This window comes from Pacificimonas sp. ICDLI1SI03, from assembly GCF_054740865.1.
The window spans coordinates 1,624,233-1,644,238 of the sequence record NZ_JBSQAU010000001.1 but is presented as its reverse complement, the minus strand read 5'-3'; the positions used below and the strand labels follow the sequence as shown (position 1 = coordinate 1,644,238).

General features: G+C 63.2%; 16 protein-coding genes. 3 read left to right on the top strand and 13 right to left on the bottom strand.

What is annotated here, in order from left to right:
- Nucleotides 1-214 precede the first annotated feature (214 nt).
- A complete protein-coding gene (locus ACSMXM_RS07915; protein ID WP_460315323.1) occupies nucleotides 215-568 on the top strand; it encodes a hypothetical protein in 354 nt (117 codons plus the stop codon).
- On the opposite strand, the gene gspN is transcribed toward ACSMXM_RS07915, so the two are convergent.
- Genes gspN through ACSMXM_RS07860 form a run of 11 tightly spaced genes read right to left on the bottom strand, consistent with a single transcriptional unit; the run spans nucleotide 565 to nucleotide 10,209 of the window.
- Nucleotides 565-1,233 carry a type II secretion system protein N gene (gene gspN / locus ACSMXM_RS07910; protein ID WP_460315321.1) on the bottom strand — a complete coding sequence of 223 codons (669 nt, stop codon included), beginning with the start codon at nucleotides 1,231-1,233 and terminating at the stop codon, nucleotides 565-567. The two genes, ACSMXM_RS07915 and gspN, sit on opposite strands and share 4 nt — an antisense overlap.
- Complete coding sequence (gene gspM / locus ACSMXM_RS07905) at nucleotides 1,233-1,688, bottom strand: type II secretion system protein GspM (RefSeq protein WP_460315320.1); 456 nt, start codon at nucleotides 1,686-1,688, stop codon at nucleotides 1,233-1,235. The genes gspN and gspM overlap by 1 nt, the downstream gene beginning before the upstream one ends.
- On the bottom strand, nucleotides 1,685-2,800 hold the full coding sequence (gene gspL, locus ACSMXM_RS07900) for a type II secretion system protein GspL (RefSeq protein WP_460315319.1): 1,116 nt from the start codon (nucleotides 2,798-2,800) through the stop codon (nucleotides 1,685-1,687). The genes gspM and gspL overlap by 4 nt, the downstream gene beginning before the upstream one ends.
- Nucleotides 2,797-3,387: a type II secretion system minor pseudopilin GspJ gene (gene gspJ / locus ACSMXM_RS07895; RefSeq protein ID WP_460315318.1), complete on the bottom strand. Its 591-nt coding sequence runs from the start codon at nucleotides 3,385-3,387 to the stop codon at nucleotides 2,797-2,799. The genes gspL and gspJ overlap by 4 nt, the downstream gene beginning before the upstream one ends.
- Nucleotides 3,384-3,740: a type II secretion system minor pseudopilin GspI gene (gene gspI / locus ACSMXM_RS07890; protein WP_460315317.1), complete on the bottom strand. Its 357-nt coding sequence runs from the start codon at nucleotides 3,738-3,740 to the stop codon at nucleotides 3,384-3,386. The genes gspJ and gspI overlap by 4 nt, the downstream gene beginning before the upstream one ends.
- The gene (locus ACSMXM_RS07885; protein ID WP_460315316.1) at nucleotides 3,727-4,179 is read right to left on the bottom strand and encodes a GspH/FimT family pseudopilin; all 453 of its coding nucleotides are present in this window, start codon (nucleotides 4,177-4,179) and stop codon (nucleotides 3,727-3,729) included. The genes gspI and ACSMXM_RS07885 overlap by 14 nt, the downstream gene beginning before the upstream one ends.
- Nucleotides 4,180-4,182: 3 nt before the next feature.
- The gene (gene gspG, locus ACSMXM_RS07880) at nucleotides 4,183-4,641 is read right to left on the bottom strand and encodes a type II secretion system major pseudopilin GspG (protein WP_460315315.1); all 459 of its coding nucleotides are present in this window, start codon (nucleotides 4,639-4,641) and stop codon (nucleotides 4,183-4,185) included.
- An 8-nt stretch (nucleotides 4,642-4,649) separates the two neighbouring features.
- A complete protein-coding gene (gene gspF, locus ACSMXM_RS07875) occupies nucleotides 4,650-5,873 on the bottom strand; it encodes a type II secretion system inner membrane protein GspF (protein ID WP_460315314.1) in 1,224 nt (407 codons plus the stop codon).
- Nucleotides 5,874-5,882: 9 nt separating this feature from the next.
- Nucleotides 5,883-7,424: a type II secretion system ATPase GspE gene (gspE, locus tag ACSMXM_RS07870; protein ID WP_460315313.1), complete on the bottom strand. Its 1,542-nt coding sequence runs from the start codon at nucleotides 7,422-7,424 to the stop codon at nucleotides 5,883-5,885.
- A 2-nt stretch (nucleotides 7,425-7,426) separates the two neighbouring features.
- Entirely contained in the window at nucleotides 7,427-9,718 is a 2,292-nt protein-coding gene (gene gspD / locus ACSMXM_RS07865) for a type II secretion system secretin GspD (protein ID WP_460315312.1), read from the bottom strand.
- Nucleotides 9,715-10,209 (bottom strand): type II secretion system protein N, encoded by a 495-nt coding sequence (locus ACSMXM_RS07860; protein ID WP_460315311.1) that lies wholly within the window; start codon nucleotides 10,207-10,209, stop codon nucleotides 9,715-9,717. Before ACSMXM_RS07860 ends, gspD begins: the two co-directional genes overlap by 4 nt.
- Before the next feature lie 472 nt (nucleotides 10,210-10,681).
- Between ACSMXM_RS07860 and ACSMXM_RS07855 the strand changes: the two genes are divergently transcribed.
- Nucleotides 10,682-12,253, top strand: a complete 1,572-nt coding sequence (locus ACSMXM_RS07855) for a hypothetical protein (RefSeq protein ID WP_460315310.1) — start codon at nucleotides 10,682-10,684, stop codon at nucleotides 12,251-12,253.
- Between the two features lie 84 nt (nucleotides 12,254-12,337).
- The gene (locus tag ACSMXM_RS07850) at nucleotides 12,338-15,139 is read left to right on the top strand and encodes a TonB-dependent receptor domain-containing protein (RefSeq protein WP_460315309.1); all 2,802 of its coding nucleotides are present in this window, start codon (nucleotides 12,338-12,340) and stop codon (nucleotides 15,137-15,139) included.
- Between the two features lie 167 nt (nucleotides 15,140-15,306).
- Here the strand turns inward: ACSMXM_RS07850 and ACSMXM_RS07845 are convergent, their stop codons facing one another.
- Nucleotides 15,307-16,815 carry an efflux transporter outer membrane subunit gene (locus ACSMXM_RS07845; protein ID WP_460315308.1) on the bottom strand — a complete coding sequence of 503 codons (1,509 nt, stop codon included), beginning with the start codon at nucleotides 16,813-16,815 and terminating at the stop codon, nucleotides 15,307-15,309.
- Entirely contained in the window at nucleotides 16,812-20,000 is a 3,189-nt protein-coding gene (locus ACSMXM_RS07840; protein ID WP_460315307.1) for an efflux RND transporter permease subunit, read from the bottom strand. The genes ACSMXM_RS07845 and ACSMXM_RS07840 overlap by 4 nt, the downstream gene beginning before the upstream one ends.
- Nucleotides 20,001-20,006: the final 6 nt, after the last annotated feature.

Sequence of the window (20,006 nt, the reverse complement as noted above, 5' to 3'; positions counted from 1 at the left end):
AGGTCGCGTTCAAAAAATGCGGCGCGCGGTCCCGACGGATCGCGCGCCGTTTTTTTTGCCGTAACATTTCCAACGATGCCGGACCCCCGCTTGCGGACGTGGGGGAGCAAGGAACGGAAAAAGCGAAACATTATTAAAAAATGCCTTTATGACATTCATGTTGCAAAACTGTCATAAAAGTGCAATACTCTCTTCAAGAAACGGGAGAAGAGACATGAAAATCCTATTTGCACTTGCTGCGGCAACCATGGCTTTCGGCGGCGCGGCCGCAGAGGAAATCGGTTACGCGAAGGACGCTCTGGCCTATTCCGCTATGATCAACGGCGACTGGAGCACGGCAGAGGCTCAACTGGCACAGAGCGGCGACGAGCTGTCCAGCGATCCGGCATATTTGCTGAACCTCGCCCAGCTATATCTTTCGACGAACCGGACTGCGGAGGCCGATGCCGTTTATCGCCGCGTTCTTTCGAACGATGACATGATCCTGGTCCTGTCGGACGGCCGCAAGGTCACGGCGCACTCGCTCGCCAGCAGCCGCCTGTCGCGGGTGCAGCAGGCCGCACGTTAATCGGCGTTCGGGGCGAGCGCGAAGCTCGCCCCGCCTACCATGACCATGACCGGCGAGGGACGATCCCCCGCGATGGTGAGTAACAGGTGATCATTGCCGCTTGCTAAGTCGGCGAGGATCTGACCGTTCTCGCATGCGACGGGACCAATAAAGCTGCGCGTGCCACCGGAGGGCAGGCCGGGAACGTTCACACCTACATCGGCTTCAATTGTCCCGCTGGCGGCAGAGCATGACATGCCGTCGTCCCGCGCCACCGAGATATTCGTGAACGTGGCGGAGCCGGTAAGCGGCCCGCTCGGGAAGAGCGAGCTCAGGTCGACGCTGCCCGACAGCCCGGCCAGCTCGCCCCCGCCGCCGCCATATCCTGAAAGAGAGAGCGCACTTCCCTCAGGAGTGCTGAACCGAAGCGCGGGCCTGCCTGTCAGCAGGCGCGTTGGCGCGGCGGCAATGTCGATATCGCCGACCTGAACGCCGAACAGGGTCGCGTTGACCAGCGTGCCGTTCCATATCGAGCCCTTGGCCGCCTGGGCACGAAGCGTTGCAGGCGGCAGATCCGCGCCGTCCAGCGCGCTTGCCAATGGCAGCGTTCCGACCAGCGCCGCCAGCATCACGACGACGAAGATACCGATCCGGGCGCCAACGGAATTCAGTATCCCGCCGCCCATCAGATGGCGCCGATCGTCATCGCAGCGGAAAGGGTGGAATCCTCGTTGCGGCGAATATCCGCCTCCATAACCTTCAGACGTTCCTCGCGCTCCACGCGGACGATCCAGTTGAACAGAATGTCCGCCTTTACCGCGTCGGCGGCCAATTCGACGGCACTGCCCGTCCCCCCCGTTACGCGGACATCCAATCCGTCGCTCTGCGCCAGCGTCAGCAGACGCTCTGGCGAAACCGCCGCTGGTGCGTCGCCGCCGCCGCTTTCGCCGGCATAGGCCAGCACTTGTTCGTGCATGGCCACGGCACGGGACACGCGCATCTCCTCATGCGCGACTGCAGACGAAAGCGCTCGCACAGCGAACCAGGCCAGCAGCAGCAAGACGACCACGGAGAGGCCGGCCAATAGCCGCCGTTCGCGCAGATCGCGCGCCTGCCACCAGGCGAGACCGTTCTGAATCATGGCCGGGTCAACTCCACCGAAACAGCAAGGCCGGCGCCCCGTGGCCGGGGGGCACCGGCCACGAAATCATAGCCTGCCGCCTCGACGACCGGCCGCAAGGCGTCAGCGGTCATTCCTGCGGTCAGCTCCATTTCAGCGGCAAGGCGCGCGCCGTCCCAGGCCACAGACTCTATGGTGGCCCCCGGTGCGCCCCGCGTAGCCGCGACCAGGATCTGCATCGCTGCGGACAAATCGGATGGTTCGGCCAGTGCAGAGCCGCTCAGCAGCGTTTGCACCGCTTCCGCAGGCGGCGTACCGGGCGGTAAAGCCGCCGCGGCAACGGCGCGACTTTCCGCCTCGATCGCGTCCGCCACATGATCGGTGCGCCAGATGTCGATCAGATTTGAGAGAAGCAGCAACAGCGGCACACCGGCGGCCAGGATCAGACAGCGCCGCCACGCCTTCGACAGGTGCCACCCGGATGCCTGGGCAAATGCGCCGTTTCGAAGATTTATGCGGGGTCGGCCACTCTCGACGACCATCGCTGCCTCTAACGCGCTGGCTTTCTCCTCGGTGTGAAGTGCGCGGGTACCCAGCACGGCTTCTGCCAGGCCGGCTTCGCACACCATGGCCGCCCCCTGCGCCCGTACCGCAAGCAATGCACGCCCGACGGGAAACCCCACGGCGTCACGCTCCGGCACGGGCAACAGCATGTGATCGGGAATGATGATGTCGGGATCGATGCCGAGCGCGGCGAGGCGCGACAGCCATGTTTGCATCGCCGCGAAATCGGTAACCGCGATGCCCGTTTTACCGGGGAGTTCGTCCGTTGTGTCGATGGCGGTGTGAATCGACGCGGGGGCCAGCGCGGTATGTTCTGCAACGGTATAGCGCGCCGCCGCTGCCAGCTGCGCGGATGTCGTCCCGTCCAGCGGCAGCCACAGCATCCGGACCGCCTCGCCCGGAACGACGGCGATGATCGTATCGTCCTGCGCGATCAGGGGCGGCTCGCCTGCCTCCTCCTCATGAATATGGCCACGCGCGGCTATGGCGCCGCTTTCCCCCGCGATGCGCAGCCAGGGGGTCTGGGCCCCCTCCGCTCGCGGCAGGATGATCAGTACGCGACCGCTCATGACGGCACGCCCGTCAGAAATAATTGTTCTGTCCTGCCAAAGCGGGGGTGCGTCAGGGTCAGGCGAACCGCATCCGGCAGGGCATCCCCGTTGGCGGTCATGGGGCGCTCGTTCCACGCACCCTCCAGGTGAAATTCGATTTCAACATTTTGCGCCCCTGGCAGCAACACGGCGGGCGGGCCGAACTCGGCTCCGTCCAGAAAGGGCGCGGCGCGGCGGGTCAGGCCGTCGGGTCCGGCACTCCATTCCACATATTCCATGCTTGGACGCCCCTCTCGGTCGCTGCGATCGGGTCCGCGGCGGGCGAAGGCGATCAACATATCCTGCCCCCCGCCACCGTCGATCCGGGGACGCGGATTGCCATCCGTGTCGCGGGTCACCCTGACCGCCATCTGGGCCAGGTCGGAACGCAGCGCCGCGCGCGTTCTTTGCAATTCCTGCAATTCCTGCGAGGTTTCCTCAATGCCACGGCTTGCCTCGACCGTCTGGCCGAAAACGAAGGTGCTTGCCCCCGCCACGATCGCGAAAACGAACAGCGCGACCAGGGTTTCAACAAGTGTAAAGCCGTGAGAGGAAACTGTTTTCATTGCAGGGCACGCATGCCTTCCAACGATGCCGCGACGCCCTGGGGATCGCGCACGTCAACCCGCAGGCGAACCAGACCGTCCTCCAGCGCAGTCGCCTCCATGGTAACTTCCCAATTCATGTCCAGATTCGTGATCGTCTCGCTTCTGCTGCCATAAGCGGGTGGACGCGCGGCGATAAGCCCATCGATCAATGCATTCTCCGCGACGATGTCGGCAACGGTGGCGCGCTCGGCGGCAACCGCGGTCGATGCGCTGACGCTGTTCAGCCGCAGCAGGGCGAGCATGGCAAGGGCCAGTACGGCCAATGCCACCATGACCTCGATCAGGCTGAAGCCGGAATCAGTTTCCCGCATCGATGGTCACGTTTCCAGCCGCCGAGACATTCACGGCCAGCCGCCTCGTGCCGCCGGTCAGCGCGATTGCGGCAGGTTCGGCAAGGCCGACGGCGTCGAAGCGAATACGCGCTGCACCCTCGCCGCCTATGTCCACGGCGATGTTGCGGTCCCAGCGCTCCGCATCCAGCGGTGCGTCGCGAATGGGGACCCATTGGCCGCCGATGCGCTCCTCGAACCGATAGCCGTCCGCATCGACCAGCGCCGCCGTTTCACGTCCTGAAAACAGCGCCCGGTCGCGCACCGCGATCAGGCGGGCACCGAACTGCTCGGCATCCGCGCGCGCGCCCTCTTCGTCGCCCGGGATCGACATGACCACCGCGGCAGAGGCGACGCCCATGATCGCCAGAACGACCATCAGTTCGACAAGGGTAAAACCGGATTGGGCGCGGGATCGCATGGTCTAGTTCTGCCAATTGCCGATATCGGCGTTATCTTCTTCACCGCCGGGAACGCCGTCGGCGCCATAGCTGAATATGTCCAGCTGCCCGCGTTCGCCGGGGAATTGGTACAGATAGGAATTGCCCCACGGGTCATCGGGCAGGCGCTGCACATAGCCGCCGGCGCGGTAGCGTTCCGGACGCGACAGGCTGGCCGGGGGCGATTGCAGCGCCGCCAGACCCTCCTGCGTGGAGGGGAAGCTGCGATTGTCCACGCGGTACATCTGCAGCGCCTGTTCCAGCACGGCGATGTCCGCGCGCGCCTTTTCCCGTTCCGCAACACCCTGCGCCGGCAGGACGTTCAGAACGACGAACGTGGTAAGAAGGCCCAGGATCGCGATCACGACCATCAGTTCGACGAGGGTAAACCCCTCCTCGTCGCGGCGGTCCTCCGGCTTCTTTGTGTGATCGGTGTCTTTCATCTCGACCTCTATCCTATGGCTAGCGTGTTGAGTTGCATGATGGGCAGCAGAATGGACAGGACGATCATCGCCACCATCCCGCCCATGACAACGATGATGGCAGGTTCCAGAAGGGAGAGCGCGCCCGATGTGAAGGCATCGAATTCCCGCTCCATATAGTCGGCTGCGCGCGACAGCATGATGTCCAGCTGACCGGATTGTTCGCCGGACGTCGCCATGTGCACCAGCAGGGGCGGGAACAGGCCCGTGGCCCGCATCGCCGCCGACAGGCTGCCGCCCTCGTTAACCCGCTCCACGATGGAAAGGCAGGCTGCCCGTACGGCACGATTGTGGATCGTACGCGCGGTAACTGCCAGTCCGTCGAGAAGCGGCATGCCGTTCGAAACGACCGTCGACAGCGTACGCGCCAGGCGGGCTGCATTCACCTCGCGGATTAGGCGGCCGATCAGCGGTACGTTCAGCAGCGAACGATCGAATCGCAGACGAAATCCATCATTTGCCATCGCCCGGATGAAAACCGCGACGCCGATGACGATCGCGATCAGCAGGAACGGTCCATATGCCACCATCGCATCCGACGTACCGATCGTGATCCGCGTCAGCAGCGGCAGTTCCTGACCCATATTGTCGAATTGTTCGACGACCTTTGGAATGACGAACACCATCAGGCCCGTGACGATCAGCAGCGCGACCAGCGCCAGCATGATCGGATAGACGAGCGCGGTCACGATCTTGCTCCGCACCTCTGCCTGTCGTTCCAGCAGGTCGGCGAGGCGGGTCAGCACCTCTGCCATCGCGCCGGAGCCTTCGCCTGCCGCCACCATTGCGCGGTAAAGCGGCGGAAAGCTCTTCGCCTCCGCGCCCAGTGCGACGCCCAGCCTGCGCCCTTCGACGACGCCGGCATGCACGTTGGCGGTAATGCGACGTACATGTTCCTTTTCCGACTGCTGCGAAATCGACCTTAGCGATTCCTCCAGCGGGGATACCGCGATCAGCGTGGATAATTGCCGGGTAAACAGGGTCAGTTGCTTCGTGGACAGCTTCCTTTCGAAAAGCGGCGCGCGCGCCGGACCGGTTTCGGCGACCGTCGCGCGGTCCGATACGGACAGCCGCACCGGCAGCAGGCCCTTGGCCCGCAAAAGCTCCCGCGCCGCGTCTTCCGCACCCGCAGTTAAGGCGCCCTTGCGCTCCCGCCCGCCGGTGTCGATGGCAAGATACTGATAGGTCGGCATTGCCCGGCCCTATGCGCCAACCGGCGCATTTTCAGGCTCCGTCGTCGAATCCTTCCGAAGGATTCTGACGGCCTCCGCGACGGTGGTGCGGCCTTCCATGACAAGCCGCCGGGCAGAGGATGACAGGTTCGGCATTCGGGAAAAGACATGGCGCGCAATGACACCTTCATCAGCGCCCGCAAGCATCAGATCGCGCAGGGATTGGTCAACGCGGATCATCTCGAAAATGCCGACGCGCCCGCGAAAGCCGCTGCCGCCGCACTGATTGCAGCCCTTCGCGACATAGATGGTCGTCTCCGTGTCGAGGCCGAGCGGGGCCGCCTCTGCTGCGCTGGCCGAATGCGGCTGCGCGCAGGTCTGGCAAAGCGCGCGAACCAGCCGCTGTGCCATTACCAGCCGTAACGAAGATGCGAGAAGGAATGGCTCTACGCCCAGATCGCGCAGTCGCGTAATGGCGCCGACGGCGTCATTGGTGTGGACCGTCGACAGCACGAGGTGCCCTGTCAGGGACGCCTGGACGGCAATTTCCGCCGTCTCGTGGTCGCGAATCTCGCCGACCATGACGACGTCGGGATCCTGCCGCAGGATGGCGCGCAGTCCGGCGGCAAAGCTCATGCCCACCTTTGTGTTGACTTGGGTCTGGCCGATGCCGTCGACGGCATATTCCACCGGGTCTTCCACGGTCAGGATATTGCGCTGGCCATCGTTCAGCATGCGCAGGCCGGAATAAAGCGTCGTGGTCTTGCCGGAACCGGTCGGGCCGGTCACGAGGATGATGCCGTTCGGCTCCGTAATCGCTTCGGCAAAATGCGCCAGCAGATCGGACGGCAGGCCGAGGTCGCCGAGGCCGAGTTCCGCCTGTTCCTTGTCGAGAATACGCATGACGACGCGTTCGCCGCCGCGTGCGGGCAGGGTAGACACGCGAACGTCCAGCTGGCGCCCGCCAAGCGTCAGGCCGATGCGCCCATCCTGCGGTATGCGCCTTTCGGCAATATCCAGACGTGCCATCACCTTGATGCGACTTGTGACGAGTGGGGCGACCTTTGCCGGCAATCGCAATGCTTCGGTCAGAACGCCATCCACGCGCAGTCTGACGACCAGCGCAGTTTCGAACGGTTCGACATGAATGTCGCTGGCGCCGCGCCGGATCGCTTCGGCAAGAATGCCGTTGATCAGGCGAATGACGGGGGCATCGTCATTGGTATCGAGAAGATCGGCGGCATCGGGAATCCCGTCGGACAGGGCGCCAAGGTCGGCGGCCCCCTCCAATTCACCGGACATGACACCCGAATCGATACCGCCCGATCCATAGGTCTCCCCCAGCCTTGCCTCGAATTCCTTCGTCGGCAGGAACCTGACCGCGATGGCCCGCCCGGCGTGGCGCCGGACCTCTGTCAGAACCGCCGGATCGGCATCGTCACGCAGGGCAACCATGACTTCCGGCGCCGCGCCGTCCAGAATCAGAACGCTGTGCCGCTTCGCAAAGGCGTAGGGCAGGGGGGCTACCGGACCAGGGGTCGTGTCCTTCGGCGAAATATCACGCTCAACCATGCTCAGTTCCCCCCGTCCGAAGAAAGGTCGATCACTACAGCCCGGTCGAAACCCGCTGCGCCCAGACGCGTCGTCAGCGCTTCTGCGTCGGCCAGTCTGTCGACCGGACCCAGGCGGACGACGTTCGTGCCCGCGCGGCTGATCACTGCGACCGGACCGAACCGCTCCATCTTGCGTGCAAAGCGGTTGGCATCGTCCACCTCGGCGAAGGCGGCGACGTCGACGGCATAGCTTGCCACCTGGCCGCTGGCATCGGCTGGTACGCTGCCCGGCGGCAATGTGTTCAGATAGGTCCGCAACACCCGGTCCAGCGACGGCTCGATCTCCGGATCGCGGGCGATCTGTGCAGAGCGCAGATAGTCATAGCGCTGCGCTGCCACCGCCTGCGCGTCGTCGCGATCCTTCAGGATGCGCGGACGGATGAAGACCATCAAATTGGTTTTCTGCTTAGAGCGCGACCTGCTGGTAAAAAGTTCGCCCAATATGGGAATATCGCCCAGCAGCGGGATTTTCTCGATCGTGCGGCGTTCGTTTTCGTCCAGCAGACCGCCGAGAGCGACGATGTCGCCATCGTCGACGGTGATGACGGTCTCGATCTCGCGCGTGTTGAGGATCAGGTCCGCGCTGTTGTTCGTGACGGGGCCAGCGATGGACGAAACCTCTTGCCGCATGAACAGCTTGATCGCACCGCCTGCGTTGATCTGGGGCGTCACCTCCAGCTGGATGCCGACATTCTGGCGCTCGACGGTGCGAAACGCATTGTCGAAATTGTCGGACAGCGCCTCGCCCGTCGTGATCGGAATTTCCTGACCCACCAGGATGCGCCCCTGCTGATTGTCCAGCATCATGATGGACGGGGTGGATAGTACGTTAGACGCGGTGTCTGCCTTCACGGCGTTCAATATGGCACCGAAAACGAATTCCCCGACCTGTCCACCCAGACCGAACAGGCCGCCGCGCGTGGCGAGCAACTGTTGTGCCGCAGCCCCCTGCAACTCGTCCCGCAGCGCGGTCGACCCGGAGCGGGTGATCACCTCGCCATCGACGCTGACGGTGGCATCGTTGGTCAGTTCCTCCGCCGCGATGGCGCCGCCGAGAACGAGGGGGTTCACGACCTGATTGGAATAGTTCGTCGATGCGAACGGCGTTGCCCCGTCCGTTCCGGCCAGCAGGAACTGTACGCCCAGTTCCCGCGCGGCGGTATCGGAAACCTCCAGGATCAGGGCTTCGACCAGCACCTGTTCCCGGCGCGTGTCGAGCTGGCGGATTACTTCCCCCAGGGTGCGTTGCAGGTCGGGCGGGGCGGAAATGATCAGCGCGTTGGCGCCCTCGTAGCGGGCGATCACGGCTCGTCCGGGCGTTCCACTTGCGCCGGGGCCCGCGGCGGGTGCGGGGGCAGCCGTTTCGGCGCCCCCGCCCTCATTCGTCTCTTCTGCCCCGGCGGCACGAGGCTGCGTCTGTACGGGGGCTGCCGACGACACGCTGGTGCGCTGTCCGGCGATTTGCTGCAGCACCGGCAACAGATAGGCGGCGTCGGCATGCTCCAGATAATGCACCCGGACGTCGGCGCCCAATGCCGCGCGGGAATCGAGTTGCGCCACGATGGTGGCCATTTCCGCGACCTTTGACGGATCGCCGCGCAGCACGACGGAATTTGAACTGTCCACCGGAACGATGGACAGCGGTGCCGCGCCCTGGTTCAGCGTTGTGATGGCGGCGGCGATTTCCCGCGCGCCCGCATTTTCCAGGCCGATCAGCCGCATTGTGGCGCGGTCCCGATCGATCTCTGAAAGGACGCCGCGAATCCGGGCGAGATTGTCCTCGTAATCGGCGACGACGATGGCATTGCCGCCCCCGCTGGCGGTGGCCTGGCCGTTGCCGCTGACCAGCGGCGCGACAGCCTCCAGCGCCTGCGCGGCGGTTACCGACTGCAACGGGATGACCCGGGTAACGAATCGACCGCCGCCGCCGGTTGAGGGCTGGCGCGCGGCATCCGCTGCCGGTGCGATTCGCAGTCCTCCGTTGGAAATCGGAATGGCAACAAGGCCGTTCGCGCGCAGCGTTTCCAGAAAGACTTCGAAATATTGCGCGCGGTTCAGGGGACGTTCGCTGACGATCGACACCTTGCCCTCGACCGCGGGGTCGATGACCATGGTGCGCCCGGTCACGCTGCTGGCATCTTCGATAAAGGCGCGAATATCCGCATCGCGCAGGTTCAGATATTGCTGTGCCGCGCCGGGCGTCGAAAGAGCGAGCGCAGATGCAAGGAGGACCGTACGAAACAGGCGGGTCATTCGCCCTCCTCCTCTTGCGCGGCTCCACCGACGGGCGTCGCCGGTGCCGACTGGTCTAGGTACAATGCTTCCCGCACACCGCGATTCGAAAGAATGATGTGATCGAAGCGTACTTCCTCCAGCGTGATGCCCTCGACGATCTCCTCTCCGACGTCGAAACTTTGCTGCGGTACGTCGTCATTGCCCAGGATGGCGCTGCCGCGTCCGCTGGCGCGGTCCATGCGAAGGCCGAACAGGTCGAGGCCCGCCGTGCTGACCACGACGTCGCCGCCCCCCGCCAGAAAGCCGAACAGAGGGTCCAGCCCTGCGAACTCGGGCACATCCTGAACGGCGATATCGGCCGCGCTGATCGTGCCGACCGGACCAATGGGAACCAGAACGGACCAGATCAGCCGCGCTGCGGCTAGCGCCAGCAGGACGATGACTGCCATTTGCGCCCAAACCACAGGCGGCAGATTGCGTATCGGCATTTTTACGGAGCCAGACGCCACCGGCATCCCCCTTTTGACAGAACCGCTTTGGAATGATGCTGGACCTAGGCGCGTGCGATGACGGTTTTGCGACGTTTTTCGGTCACATGCGTCACATTGGGCATTTCGCCGCGGGTAGGCCCGTTTGATGCGCGTCAGGGACGGATGCAGTTCTGTGCGGGCAAAGCCCCTGCGGCGCTTTGCCCAAAACCGCAGGATGCTGCGGCGGCTTCGAAATACGCCACAGCAAGGGCGTGTGCCTTCTAGGCACCTAAGGCATTGCTGTGGTGGTGGAAGTTAAAACCCGCGTTCCGTTCCAGGCATAAGTCACTAAAAATGCTTATTTTTGTAGTAAATCTGACACAAAACTTTTTCTTGGAAATTGTCACATAAGCATCATCGTGTGCCCCTAGCCAGCGCCGCAAGCCGATAGGCCGGACGAGCCAGCCAGGCTGCGAATTAGTCTCATCAGATGACCTAAAGGGGTACTTAAATGTCCTACATGCGCTCAATTCTTTTACTCGGTTCGGCGATCGCGCTTGCCAGCTGCGGTGCAGACGATGTCGCATCTCCCGGTGATGGCGTAATTGTCGTACCGGCTCCGTCGCCCGCACCGGCGCCAACGCCAACTCCGACGCCAACTCCGACGCCAACGCCGACCGGCGGACCGGCTGACGATTGCCCCACGGGTACGACGCGTACCAGTGAGATCCTCACCTACGGCACGGAAACCGACAGCGACGACGCACGCGTTTGTCAGCTGCGCGGCGTGCTCGACGACGATCTGCGTCTCGAGGCTCTGCCTGGCGTCGTTTATTCACTTTCCGGCCGTGTTCAGGTTGGCACCGACGTCGGTCCGACCGACTCGCCAGCAGCTGGCTCGCGGCAGGCGACGCTCAGCATCGATCCAGGCGTGGTCCTCTTCGGATCGAACGGCGCTGATTTCCTTCTCGTCAACCGCGGTTCGCAGCTTCGCGTAGAAGGCACCGCCGACGCCCCCGTCGTCATGACGAGCCGTCAGAATATCGAAGGAACGGCGACTGCCAATTCCATCGGTCAGTGGGGCGGTGTTGTCATTCTGGGGCGCGCACCATTCTCCGACTGCTCGGCCGGTACCGGCGGTACGGCAGACTGCACCGGCGCTGTCGAGGGTACCTCGGGGGCGTTCTTCGGTGGCGATCTTCCGAACGACTCCTCGGGTTCCATCCAGTATCTGTCGGTCCGCTACGCTGGCTTCGAAATTTCTGAGGGCAATGAGCTGAACGGCATCACCTTGGGCGGCGTCGGCAGCGGCACGACGTTCGATCACGTCCAAGTCCACAACAACTCGGACGACGGCATCGAATGGTTCGGCGGCACGGTCAATGGTCGTTATCTGGTGCTGACCGGCAATGACGATGACTCGATCGACAGTGACTCGGGCTATAAGGGCGCCAATCAGTTCGTGCTGGTCACGCAGCGTGATGGCGCCGGCACGGACGGTGGTAATGGCGATCGCGCCTGGGAAGCGGACTCCGACGGCAATGAAAACCGTCTTCCGCGTCAGGATTTCATCCTTGCCAACTTCACATTCCTCGTGAACGACGGCACGGCAATCACGCTGCGCGGCGGCGGCGATTACACGCTGGTCAACGGTGTCATCGACGCTCCGGAAGCCGGTACGACGTGTATCGATGTCGACGGTGTGCAGACGGCGGCAGCGGCGGACGAAGGCAATGACGAGAACGGACCGCCAGTGTTCGAATCGGTTGTCATCGATTGCGATACCGTTGCCTCGGGTGATGATGACGACATCGACGATCTCGCCCTCTTCACCAACGGCGGCGACAATAATGACGGCTCCTTCGAAAGCACGCTTGGCGGGACCTCGGGTGTCGTCAACGGTGCGAACGAAAGCGCCGTCACTGCATTCGACGCTTCCACGCTGGACGACTTCCTCGTCTCCACGAGCTACATCGGCGCCGTCCGCGACGAGGACGATCTGTGGTTCGACGGTTGGGCTTGCGGCCTCGGCAACAGCCTGTCCTGCGAGACGCGTCCGCAGACGATCGTTCCCGCCAGCTAGTCGCTGATCCGGGTACCAATACGGGCGGCGGCGACCATCGGGGAGCCGCCGCCCTTTCTGCTAAAGTTCAAGGGACGCCCCGCCATGTCATTCATGTCATCCAAGACCAGCCTGCTGCTGCTATCTAGCGCGCTCGCCTTTCCATTTCTCGGCGGCGCCGCCTTTGCACAAACGCAGCCGGCAACCACCACGCCCCCCGCACCCTCCTCGTCCTCTTCGGATATGACGGAGCAGGAACAGGCAGAAACGATCGACACCGTAACGCCCGGTGCCGAGCGAGACGCGGAACGCGTCGCAGACGGCGTCGATATTTCCGGGCCAGGAGCAAGCAGTTCGGATGATGACGTGATCGTCGTTCAGGGCCGCTATATTCCGGCACCTGTCCGGGCATCCTCCGAAGTGCTGAGCGTTCTCGATTCAGAAGCCATTGCGCGTTCGGGTGACGGCGACATCGCCTCCGCACTCCAGCGCGTGACCGGCCTCAGCCTGGTTGGCGGCCGCTTCGTCTATGTACGTGGTCTCGGCGACCGCTATTCGCTCGCCCTTCTCAACGGTTCGCCTTTGCCTAGCCCGGAACCTCAGCGCCGCGTCGTGCCGCTGGATATTTTCCCGACCAGCGTGATCGCTTCGTCGGTCGTGCAAAAGAGCTATTCGGTAGCTTATCCGGGTGAATTTGGCGGCGGTGTTATCAACCTGACGACGCTCGCCGTTCCCGAAGAATCCTTCCTCAGCATCGGTGGCGGCATCGGCGGCAATTCCGAAACGACCGGCGAACTGGGCTATACCTATTTTGGATCGGACACGGACTTCACCGGCTTCGATGACGGATCGCGCGATATACCTGACGTATTGAGAAATGCGTTCGACGTAGTGGGCGGCGTCAACCGCGGCGCGGAGTTTACCCTGGATCAGCTGAAGGGAATCACCGCCAGCCTGAACAATGCGTCGACCAGCATCGTGCAGCGTAACGATGACATTCCGATCAACGGATCGATCGATGTGACTGCCGGTACCGGGATCGACATCGGCGACGATCGTCTGGGTGTGATCGCGAATGTCGGCTGGGACAATAGCTGGCAGACACGCGGTGGTATTCAGCAGTTTACCAACGGTCTTTCCGGCGACGACACGCTGCAGCCGAACAGCGATTTCGACTTTCTTGCCACCCAGAACCGCATTGTCGTCAATGGCTTGCTTGGGTTTGGATATGAGTTTGGCGAACAGAAGATCCGCTGGACGAATCTGTTTATCCGGGACACTCTGAAAGAGGCACGGCTTGATAGCGGCTTTTCCGCGACGGTCGGCGACAATCGCCTGCTTCGGCAGCGCACGACCTGGTTTGAGCGGCAGCTGATCGATACGCAGCTGGTCGGCGAATTTACCTTTGGTGATTTGAGTGCCGACGTTCGCGCCAGCTATGCAAATACGACACGCGACAGCCCGTACGAGCGCAGCTTCAGCTATGAGTTCAATGAGGAAGTCGGTGACTTCGTCAATAATCTTCGGACGAACGGGCAAAGTGCCAATGTTGCGTTCTCGGAGCTTGAAGAGAATCTCTATGCGGGTGCGATCGACCTGGCTTACAACGCCCCCGTCGATTTCGATCTTACGGTCAGCGCCGGGTACGCATATACGGACACCAGCCGTAACAGTCTTCGTCGTGCATTCGTCTATCGCTCGGATCAGGCGCTGCCCTCGTCTGTCACCCAGGCGCGACCAGACTATCTGATCTCCGATTTCGTCGTTCGGCAATATGATCTGACCCTGCGGGAACAGGCAGCCGGCGGCGAGGTAATCGAGTATGATGCCGGCCTCGAAATTCATGCCGGCTATGCTCAGATCGAGGCCGAGCCAATCGATTATGTCCGCGGTACGTTGGGGGTTCGCTACGAAGATGCTAGCCAGTCCATCAATACCTTCGACATATTCGGCGGCGTAGGCACTGGCGGTGACGCAAGCCTGGTCAACACGCGTCTGGACAATGATTATTTCCTGCCCGCGGGTACGTTGACCTGGAATTTTGCTGAGGACATGCAGTTCCGTGTAGCGGGGTCGCGGACGATCGCGCGTCCTCAGTTCCGCGAAATGGCGCCGCAGCAATTCCTCGATATCGAATCCAACCGCACCTTCATCGGTAACCAGTTCCTGCAGGATTCTGAGCTGACCAATGCCGAGGCGCGGCTGGAATCGTATATCGGCCGCAACGAGAACATCAGCCTTGCCGGGTTCTACAAGAATCTCGATAACCCGATCGAGGCTGTCGCCTTCGTACAGGGCGAGGCGTTCTTCACGACCTTCGCCAATGCTCCGTCTGCGGAGCTGTACGGAGCCGAGGCGGAATTGACGAAGCGGTTTGCCCTGGCGGATTGGCTCGGCGACTCGGACTTCTCCCTCTCGCGCGATTTGGTCCTTATCGCGAACTACACCTATACCAAGTCCGAGATCGTGGTTGGCGACGAGCAGGTGCTGAACAATGAAGGCCGCCTTGTCGCGGCGGATACGCTGTTCACCGATGGCGAGCCGCTGACGGGTCAGTCGGATCATATCGTCAATCTGCAGCTTGGTCTGGAGGATAGCGACACGCTTTCACAGCAGACGATCCTGCTCAGCTATGCGTCGGAGCGGGTTACCAGCCGTTTCATCGGTGCGACCGCTGGCGGTGGTACTGCGGCCATTCCGTTCAAGGAAGAACCCGGCGTGCAGCTGGACGTCGTCATTCGCCAGGGTCTCGACCTCGGCGGCATCGAGGCGGAGCTCAAGCTGGAAGCGCGTAACCTCCTCAACGAGGATTACGAAGAGTTCCAGGAATTCAACGGTTCGCGGATCGATCGCAACACCTTTGACCGCGGTCGCTCTTATGCCGTCAGCCTGGGTGTGACCTTCTAAGGAACGGCATCGATCAGAAAGGGGCGGTAGCTACAATCGCTGCCGCCCCTTTTTTGTTTGCGGCGATCTAGGAAGGGGCGCGGGCGCACACGCCCCCTGCCGGGGATGCATTTATCCCTATCCAGCCCTGCACAGATTGCAGCCGGGCCGACCGGAATCCAAACCCCTCAGGGGTTGGCGTCGGCGGATATATCGCGTTGAACGGGCGTCCCGGCATTCTGCCAACCGCCGCCCAGGGCGCGGAACAGCGCGACCTGCGCCTCGACGACATCGCCTTTTGCGGCGGCCAGCTGCGCCCGTACTTCGGCAGCGGTGCGTTCCGCATCGACCAGCAGAAAAAGGCTGTCCGCCCCGGCATCGTATCGCAGACGCGTCAATTCGGCGGCGCGCTCACCTGCCGCTGCGGCGTCGGCAAGCCGGTCACGCCGCTCCAGGCTGGCTGAATAGCGAGCGAGCGCCTGCTCCGTTTCCGTAAGAGCGGTCAGGACCGTGCCGTCGAAATCGGCCAGGGCAGCGTCGGCGCGCGCGTCCGCCTGCCGGATGCGCGCGCGCACGGCACCCATATTGGGGAAGCTCCAGGAAATAAGCGGGCCGAGCGAAAAGCCGAACGCGTCGTCATCGCCAAGCCCATCCACGGTCGTTGACACCAGGGACGCCGATCCCAGAAGGGAGATGCGCGGATAGAGATCGGCGGTGACGATCCCGACCTGCGCCGCGGTCGATGCCAGCGCCCGTTCGGCCTGTCTGACATCCGGCCTGCGGGCCAGCAGGGCGGCGCCGTCCCCAACGGGGATGGGCGTCGTCAGGTCCGGCAGGCTGCGGCAGGCTGCGGCGGCGCGGTCCGCCTCCTGCGGCGTGCGCCCGGTAAGGGCGGAAAGCGCATATAGCGACGCGCGGCGTTCGCCTTCGAATGCGGGAATTTGCGCGCGTGCCTGCTCCAGCAGAACGCGTGCGCGGTCCGTATCCGCCCGTGTGCCGCGCCCGCCCGTGACCAGCCTTTGCGTCAGATCCAATGTGCGTTGTTGCAATTCGGCGGTTTCGCGCGCCGCATCCTGCTGGACGGCAGCGCCGCACAGGCGCGCATAAGCCAGCGTGGTATCGGCGGTCACCATCACCTGCGCCGCCTCGAAGGCGGCAATGGCGGCATCCCTGTTGGCGCGTGCTGCGTCGATGGTCGCCGATACGCGCCCGAACAAATCAACTTCGTAGGACGCATCGAAACCGAGCGAGAAGAGGTCGAGTTCGAAGGCTTCGCCGCCGCCGCCCAGCTGCCCGCCCCCGACGCCGCCACCGCCAACAGCACCGCCACCGGCGCCGAGCGCGCCAGCACCCCCTGCAATGCGCCGTCTGTTATAGCTGGAATTGACCTCAGTCGTCGGCAGTCGGCCATTTGCAGCCTCCGACAGCGCCGCCCGCGCCTCCGCTACATTGGCAAGGGCGACGCGCAGATCCGTATTATGTTGCAGCGCCTCCTGCACCAGCCGGTCCAGCACCGGATCGTCGTAAAGCCGCCACCAGTCCTCCGCGGCGGCATCGCGCGTCGTGCCGACACTGTTTTCGACGAACGCCTCGGCAGCAGGCGGCGGCAGGTCGGGCGCTTCGTAACGCGGGCCGACGGCACAGCCGCCCAGCGTCAGCGTCCCGATGATCAGGGAGGAAATGGCCGCTCTGGTCATTCTGCAGGCGCCCCCTTGGCGGTGGGTTTCTGCTCGGCTGCCGGCCTCGATCGACGCACCATCTGGACGGTCCGGTCGCCCAGTTTCCGGCTGATGACATAGAATGCCGGCGTGAACAGCAGCCCGAACAGGGTCACACCGATCATGCCGAAAAACACCGCGACGCCCAGCGCCTGACGCATTTCGGCGCCGGGGCCGGTGCCGATTACCAGGGGCAGCACGCCCAGGATGAACGCGATGGACGTCATCAGGATCGGACGCAGGCGTTGTGCCGCCGCACGTTCCGCCGCCTTGCGGATCGAAAGACCTTCCGCTTCCGCCTGGCGGGCGAACTCGACGATCAGAATGGCATTCTTCGCCGCCAGCCCAATCAGCACGACGAGGCCGATCTGCGTCAGGATATTATTGTCCAGTCCCATCAGCCCCACGCCGACAATCGCGGCCAGCAGGCACATCGGCACGATCAGGATCACCGCCAGCGGCAGGACGAGGCTTTCATATTGCGCCGCAAGCAGCAGGAACACAAAGAGCACTGCCAGGCCGAACACGAAGATCCCCGTGTCTCCGGCCTGTTTCTGCTGATAGGCGAGTTCCGTCCATTCATGGGCGAACCCTTGCGGCAAGATCTGATCCGCCAGGGCCTCCATCCTGTCCAGCGACTGGCCGCTGGAATAGCCAGCCACCGTCTCGCCCTGAAGTTCTGCCGACGGATAAAGATTATAGCGAACCACCCGGTAAGGCCCGCTGTCATCGCGTATGCTGAGAACGGCGCCCAGGGGAACCATTTCTCCGGCGGCGGAGCGTGTCCTCAGCTGCGTTATATCCTCGCGGTCGTCCCGATACGGCGCGTCGGCCTGTGCCGTTACCCGATATGTACGACCCAGATAGTTGAAATCATTGACATAGGTCGACCCCAGATAGGTTCCCAGCGTCGAAAAGACATTTTCCACCGGAACGCCGATCTGCTCCGCCCGCTCCCGGTCCACATCGGCCGTCAGACGCGGCGTCCGCGTGTTGAACGTGGAAAAGACAGAGGTCAGCCCGGGGTCCTGATTGGCCGCTGCCATCATTTGCATGGTCACTGCCTCCAGCGCGCGATACCCCTGGCCGGCGCGATCCTCTATGACCATCTTGTAGCCGCCGCCGGTGCCGATGCCCCGCACGGGCGGTGGTTCGACAACGAGAATATTTCCGGCCGTGATCTGTCCAAATGCCTGGCGCAGTTCCTGCGCGACCTCGCCGGAGGAGGCGCGTTCGCCAAATTCGTCCAGAATGATGAAGATGGCGCCGGCATTGGACGCATTGGTGAAGGTTGCGCCGTCGAACCCGGCAAAGGCCATATTGCCCGTGACATTGGGATTGTCGCGCGCGATCGCCGCCGCCTGGCGCAGCACCTCGTCCGTGCGGTCGAGGGCGGATCCCGGCGGTAATTGCACGACGCCGATCAGGAAGCCCTGGTCCTGCGCCGGGATAAAGCCTGTCGGCGTCTCGTTGAAGCGCCAGCCCGTCAGGCCGATCAGCGCGACATAGGCGATGCACACGACAAGCAGGCTGCGCACGACCCGGGCCGTCAGGCGGCCATATTTGCCGGACAGTCGTTCGAAGCCGCGGTTGAACCCGTTGGCGAGCCGCTTTGGATAGCCGCGCCACCCGGCGGAGGGCGCGTCGTGAACCCTGGGCTTCAGGATCAGGGCGGCCATGGCGGGTGAAAGGGTCAGCGATACGAAGGCGGAAATGGCGGTCGCACTGACGATGGTCAGGGCGAATTGCTGATAGAATTGCCCGGAAATGCCGGGGATGAAGGCAGTCGGAATGAACACCCCGCACAGAACCAGCGCGATCGCGATCAGGGCGCCGGAAACCTCGTCCATCGTTTCATGCGCGGCCTCGCGCGGGCTCAGGCCCTTTTCCTCCATCAGGCGTTCGATATTCTCGACCACGACGATGGCGTCGTCGACGACGATGCCGATGGCGAGGACGAGGCCGAACAGAGACAGGTTGTTCAGCGAGAAACCGAACGCCGCCATCATGCCGAACGACCCGATCAGGGACACCGGGATCGCGACGACGGGAATGATCGCGGCGCGCCAGCTTTGCAGGAACAGCAATACCACCAGCGATACCAGCACGATGGCTTCGATCAGCGTATGTTCGACCGCCTTGATGGACTCGTCGATATATTCCGTTGGGTTATAGCGGATGGAATAGTCGAGCCCGGCGGGAAAATCGGCAGAGGCACGTTCGATCTCCGCCTCAACGGCTTCGGCCGTGGTCAGCGCGTTCGATCCCGGTAATTGTGTAATGGCCAGCGCGGTCGTGGCCGTGTCGTCCATATAGGCATTGGTGCCATAATCCTGCGCGCCCAGCTCGATGCGGGCGACGTCCCGCAGGCGGGTCAGCGCTCCATCCTCGCCACGCTTCACGATAATGGCGCCGAACTGGTCGGTGGTTGTCAGTCGCCCTTCGGTCTGAATACCCAGCTGGAATGCCGTTCCGCCCGTGTTGAACGGCGGTTGTCCGACGGCGCCGGCGGCAACCTGTGCGTTCTGGCCGCGGATTGCGCCGATAATCTCATCCGTGGTCAGGTTGCGCGCTGCCGCGAGGCCGGGGTCGATCCATACCCGCATATTGTAATCGCGCCCGCCAATGGCCCGCACGCCGCCGACACCGTTGATCCTCAGCAGTCGGTCGATGACCTGCAGTGTCGCATAATTGGCGATATATTCTCGCGACAGGGAATCATCGGGGGAATACAGCGCGACGACCATCATCAGGTCGGGCGAATTTTTGCGCACCGTAACGCCGATGGTGCGCACTTCCGTCGGCAATCGGGGTTCGGCGGATGAAATGCGGTTCTGGACCAGCACCTGCGCCTGGTCGACATCGGTGCCCTGCGCAAAGGTGACGGTGATGCTGATATTGCCGTCGCCCGTTGAGGACGACTGCAGATAGATCATGTCCTCGACGCCGTTGATCGCCTCCTCCAACGGTGCCGCGACCGTTTCGGCCAGCGTTTCCGCCGTGGCGCCCGGATAAGTCGCGGTGACGACGACGGTAGGGGGGGCAATCTCCGGATATTGCGATACCGGCAGGCTGGGATAGGCGATAATGCCGACCAGGACGATCAGGATGGACAGAACGGCGGCGAAGATCGGCCGATCGATAAAGAAGTGCGGCAGTCGCATCCGCCG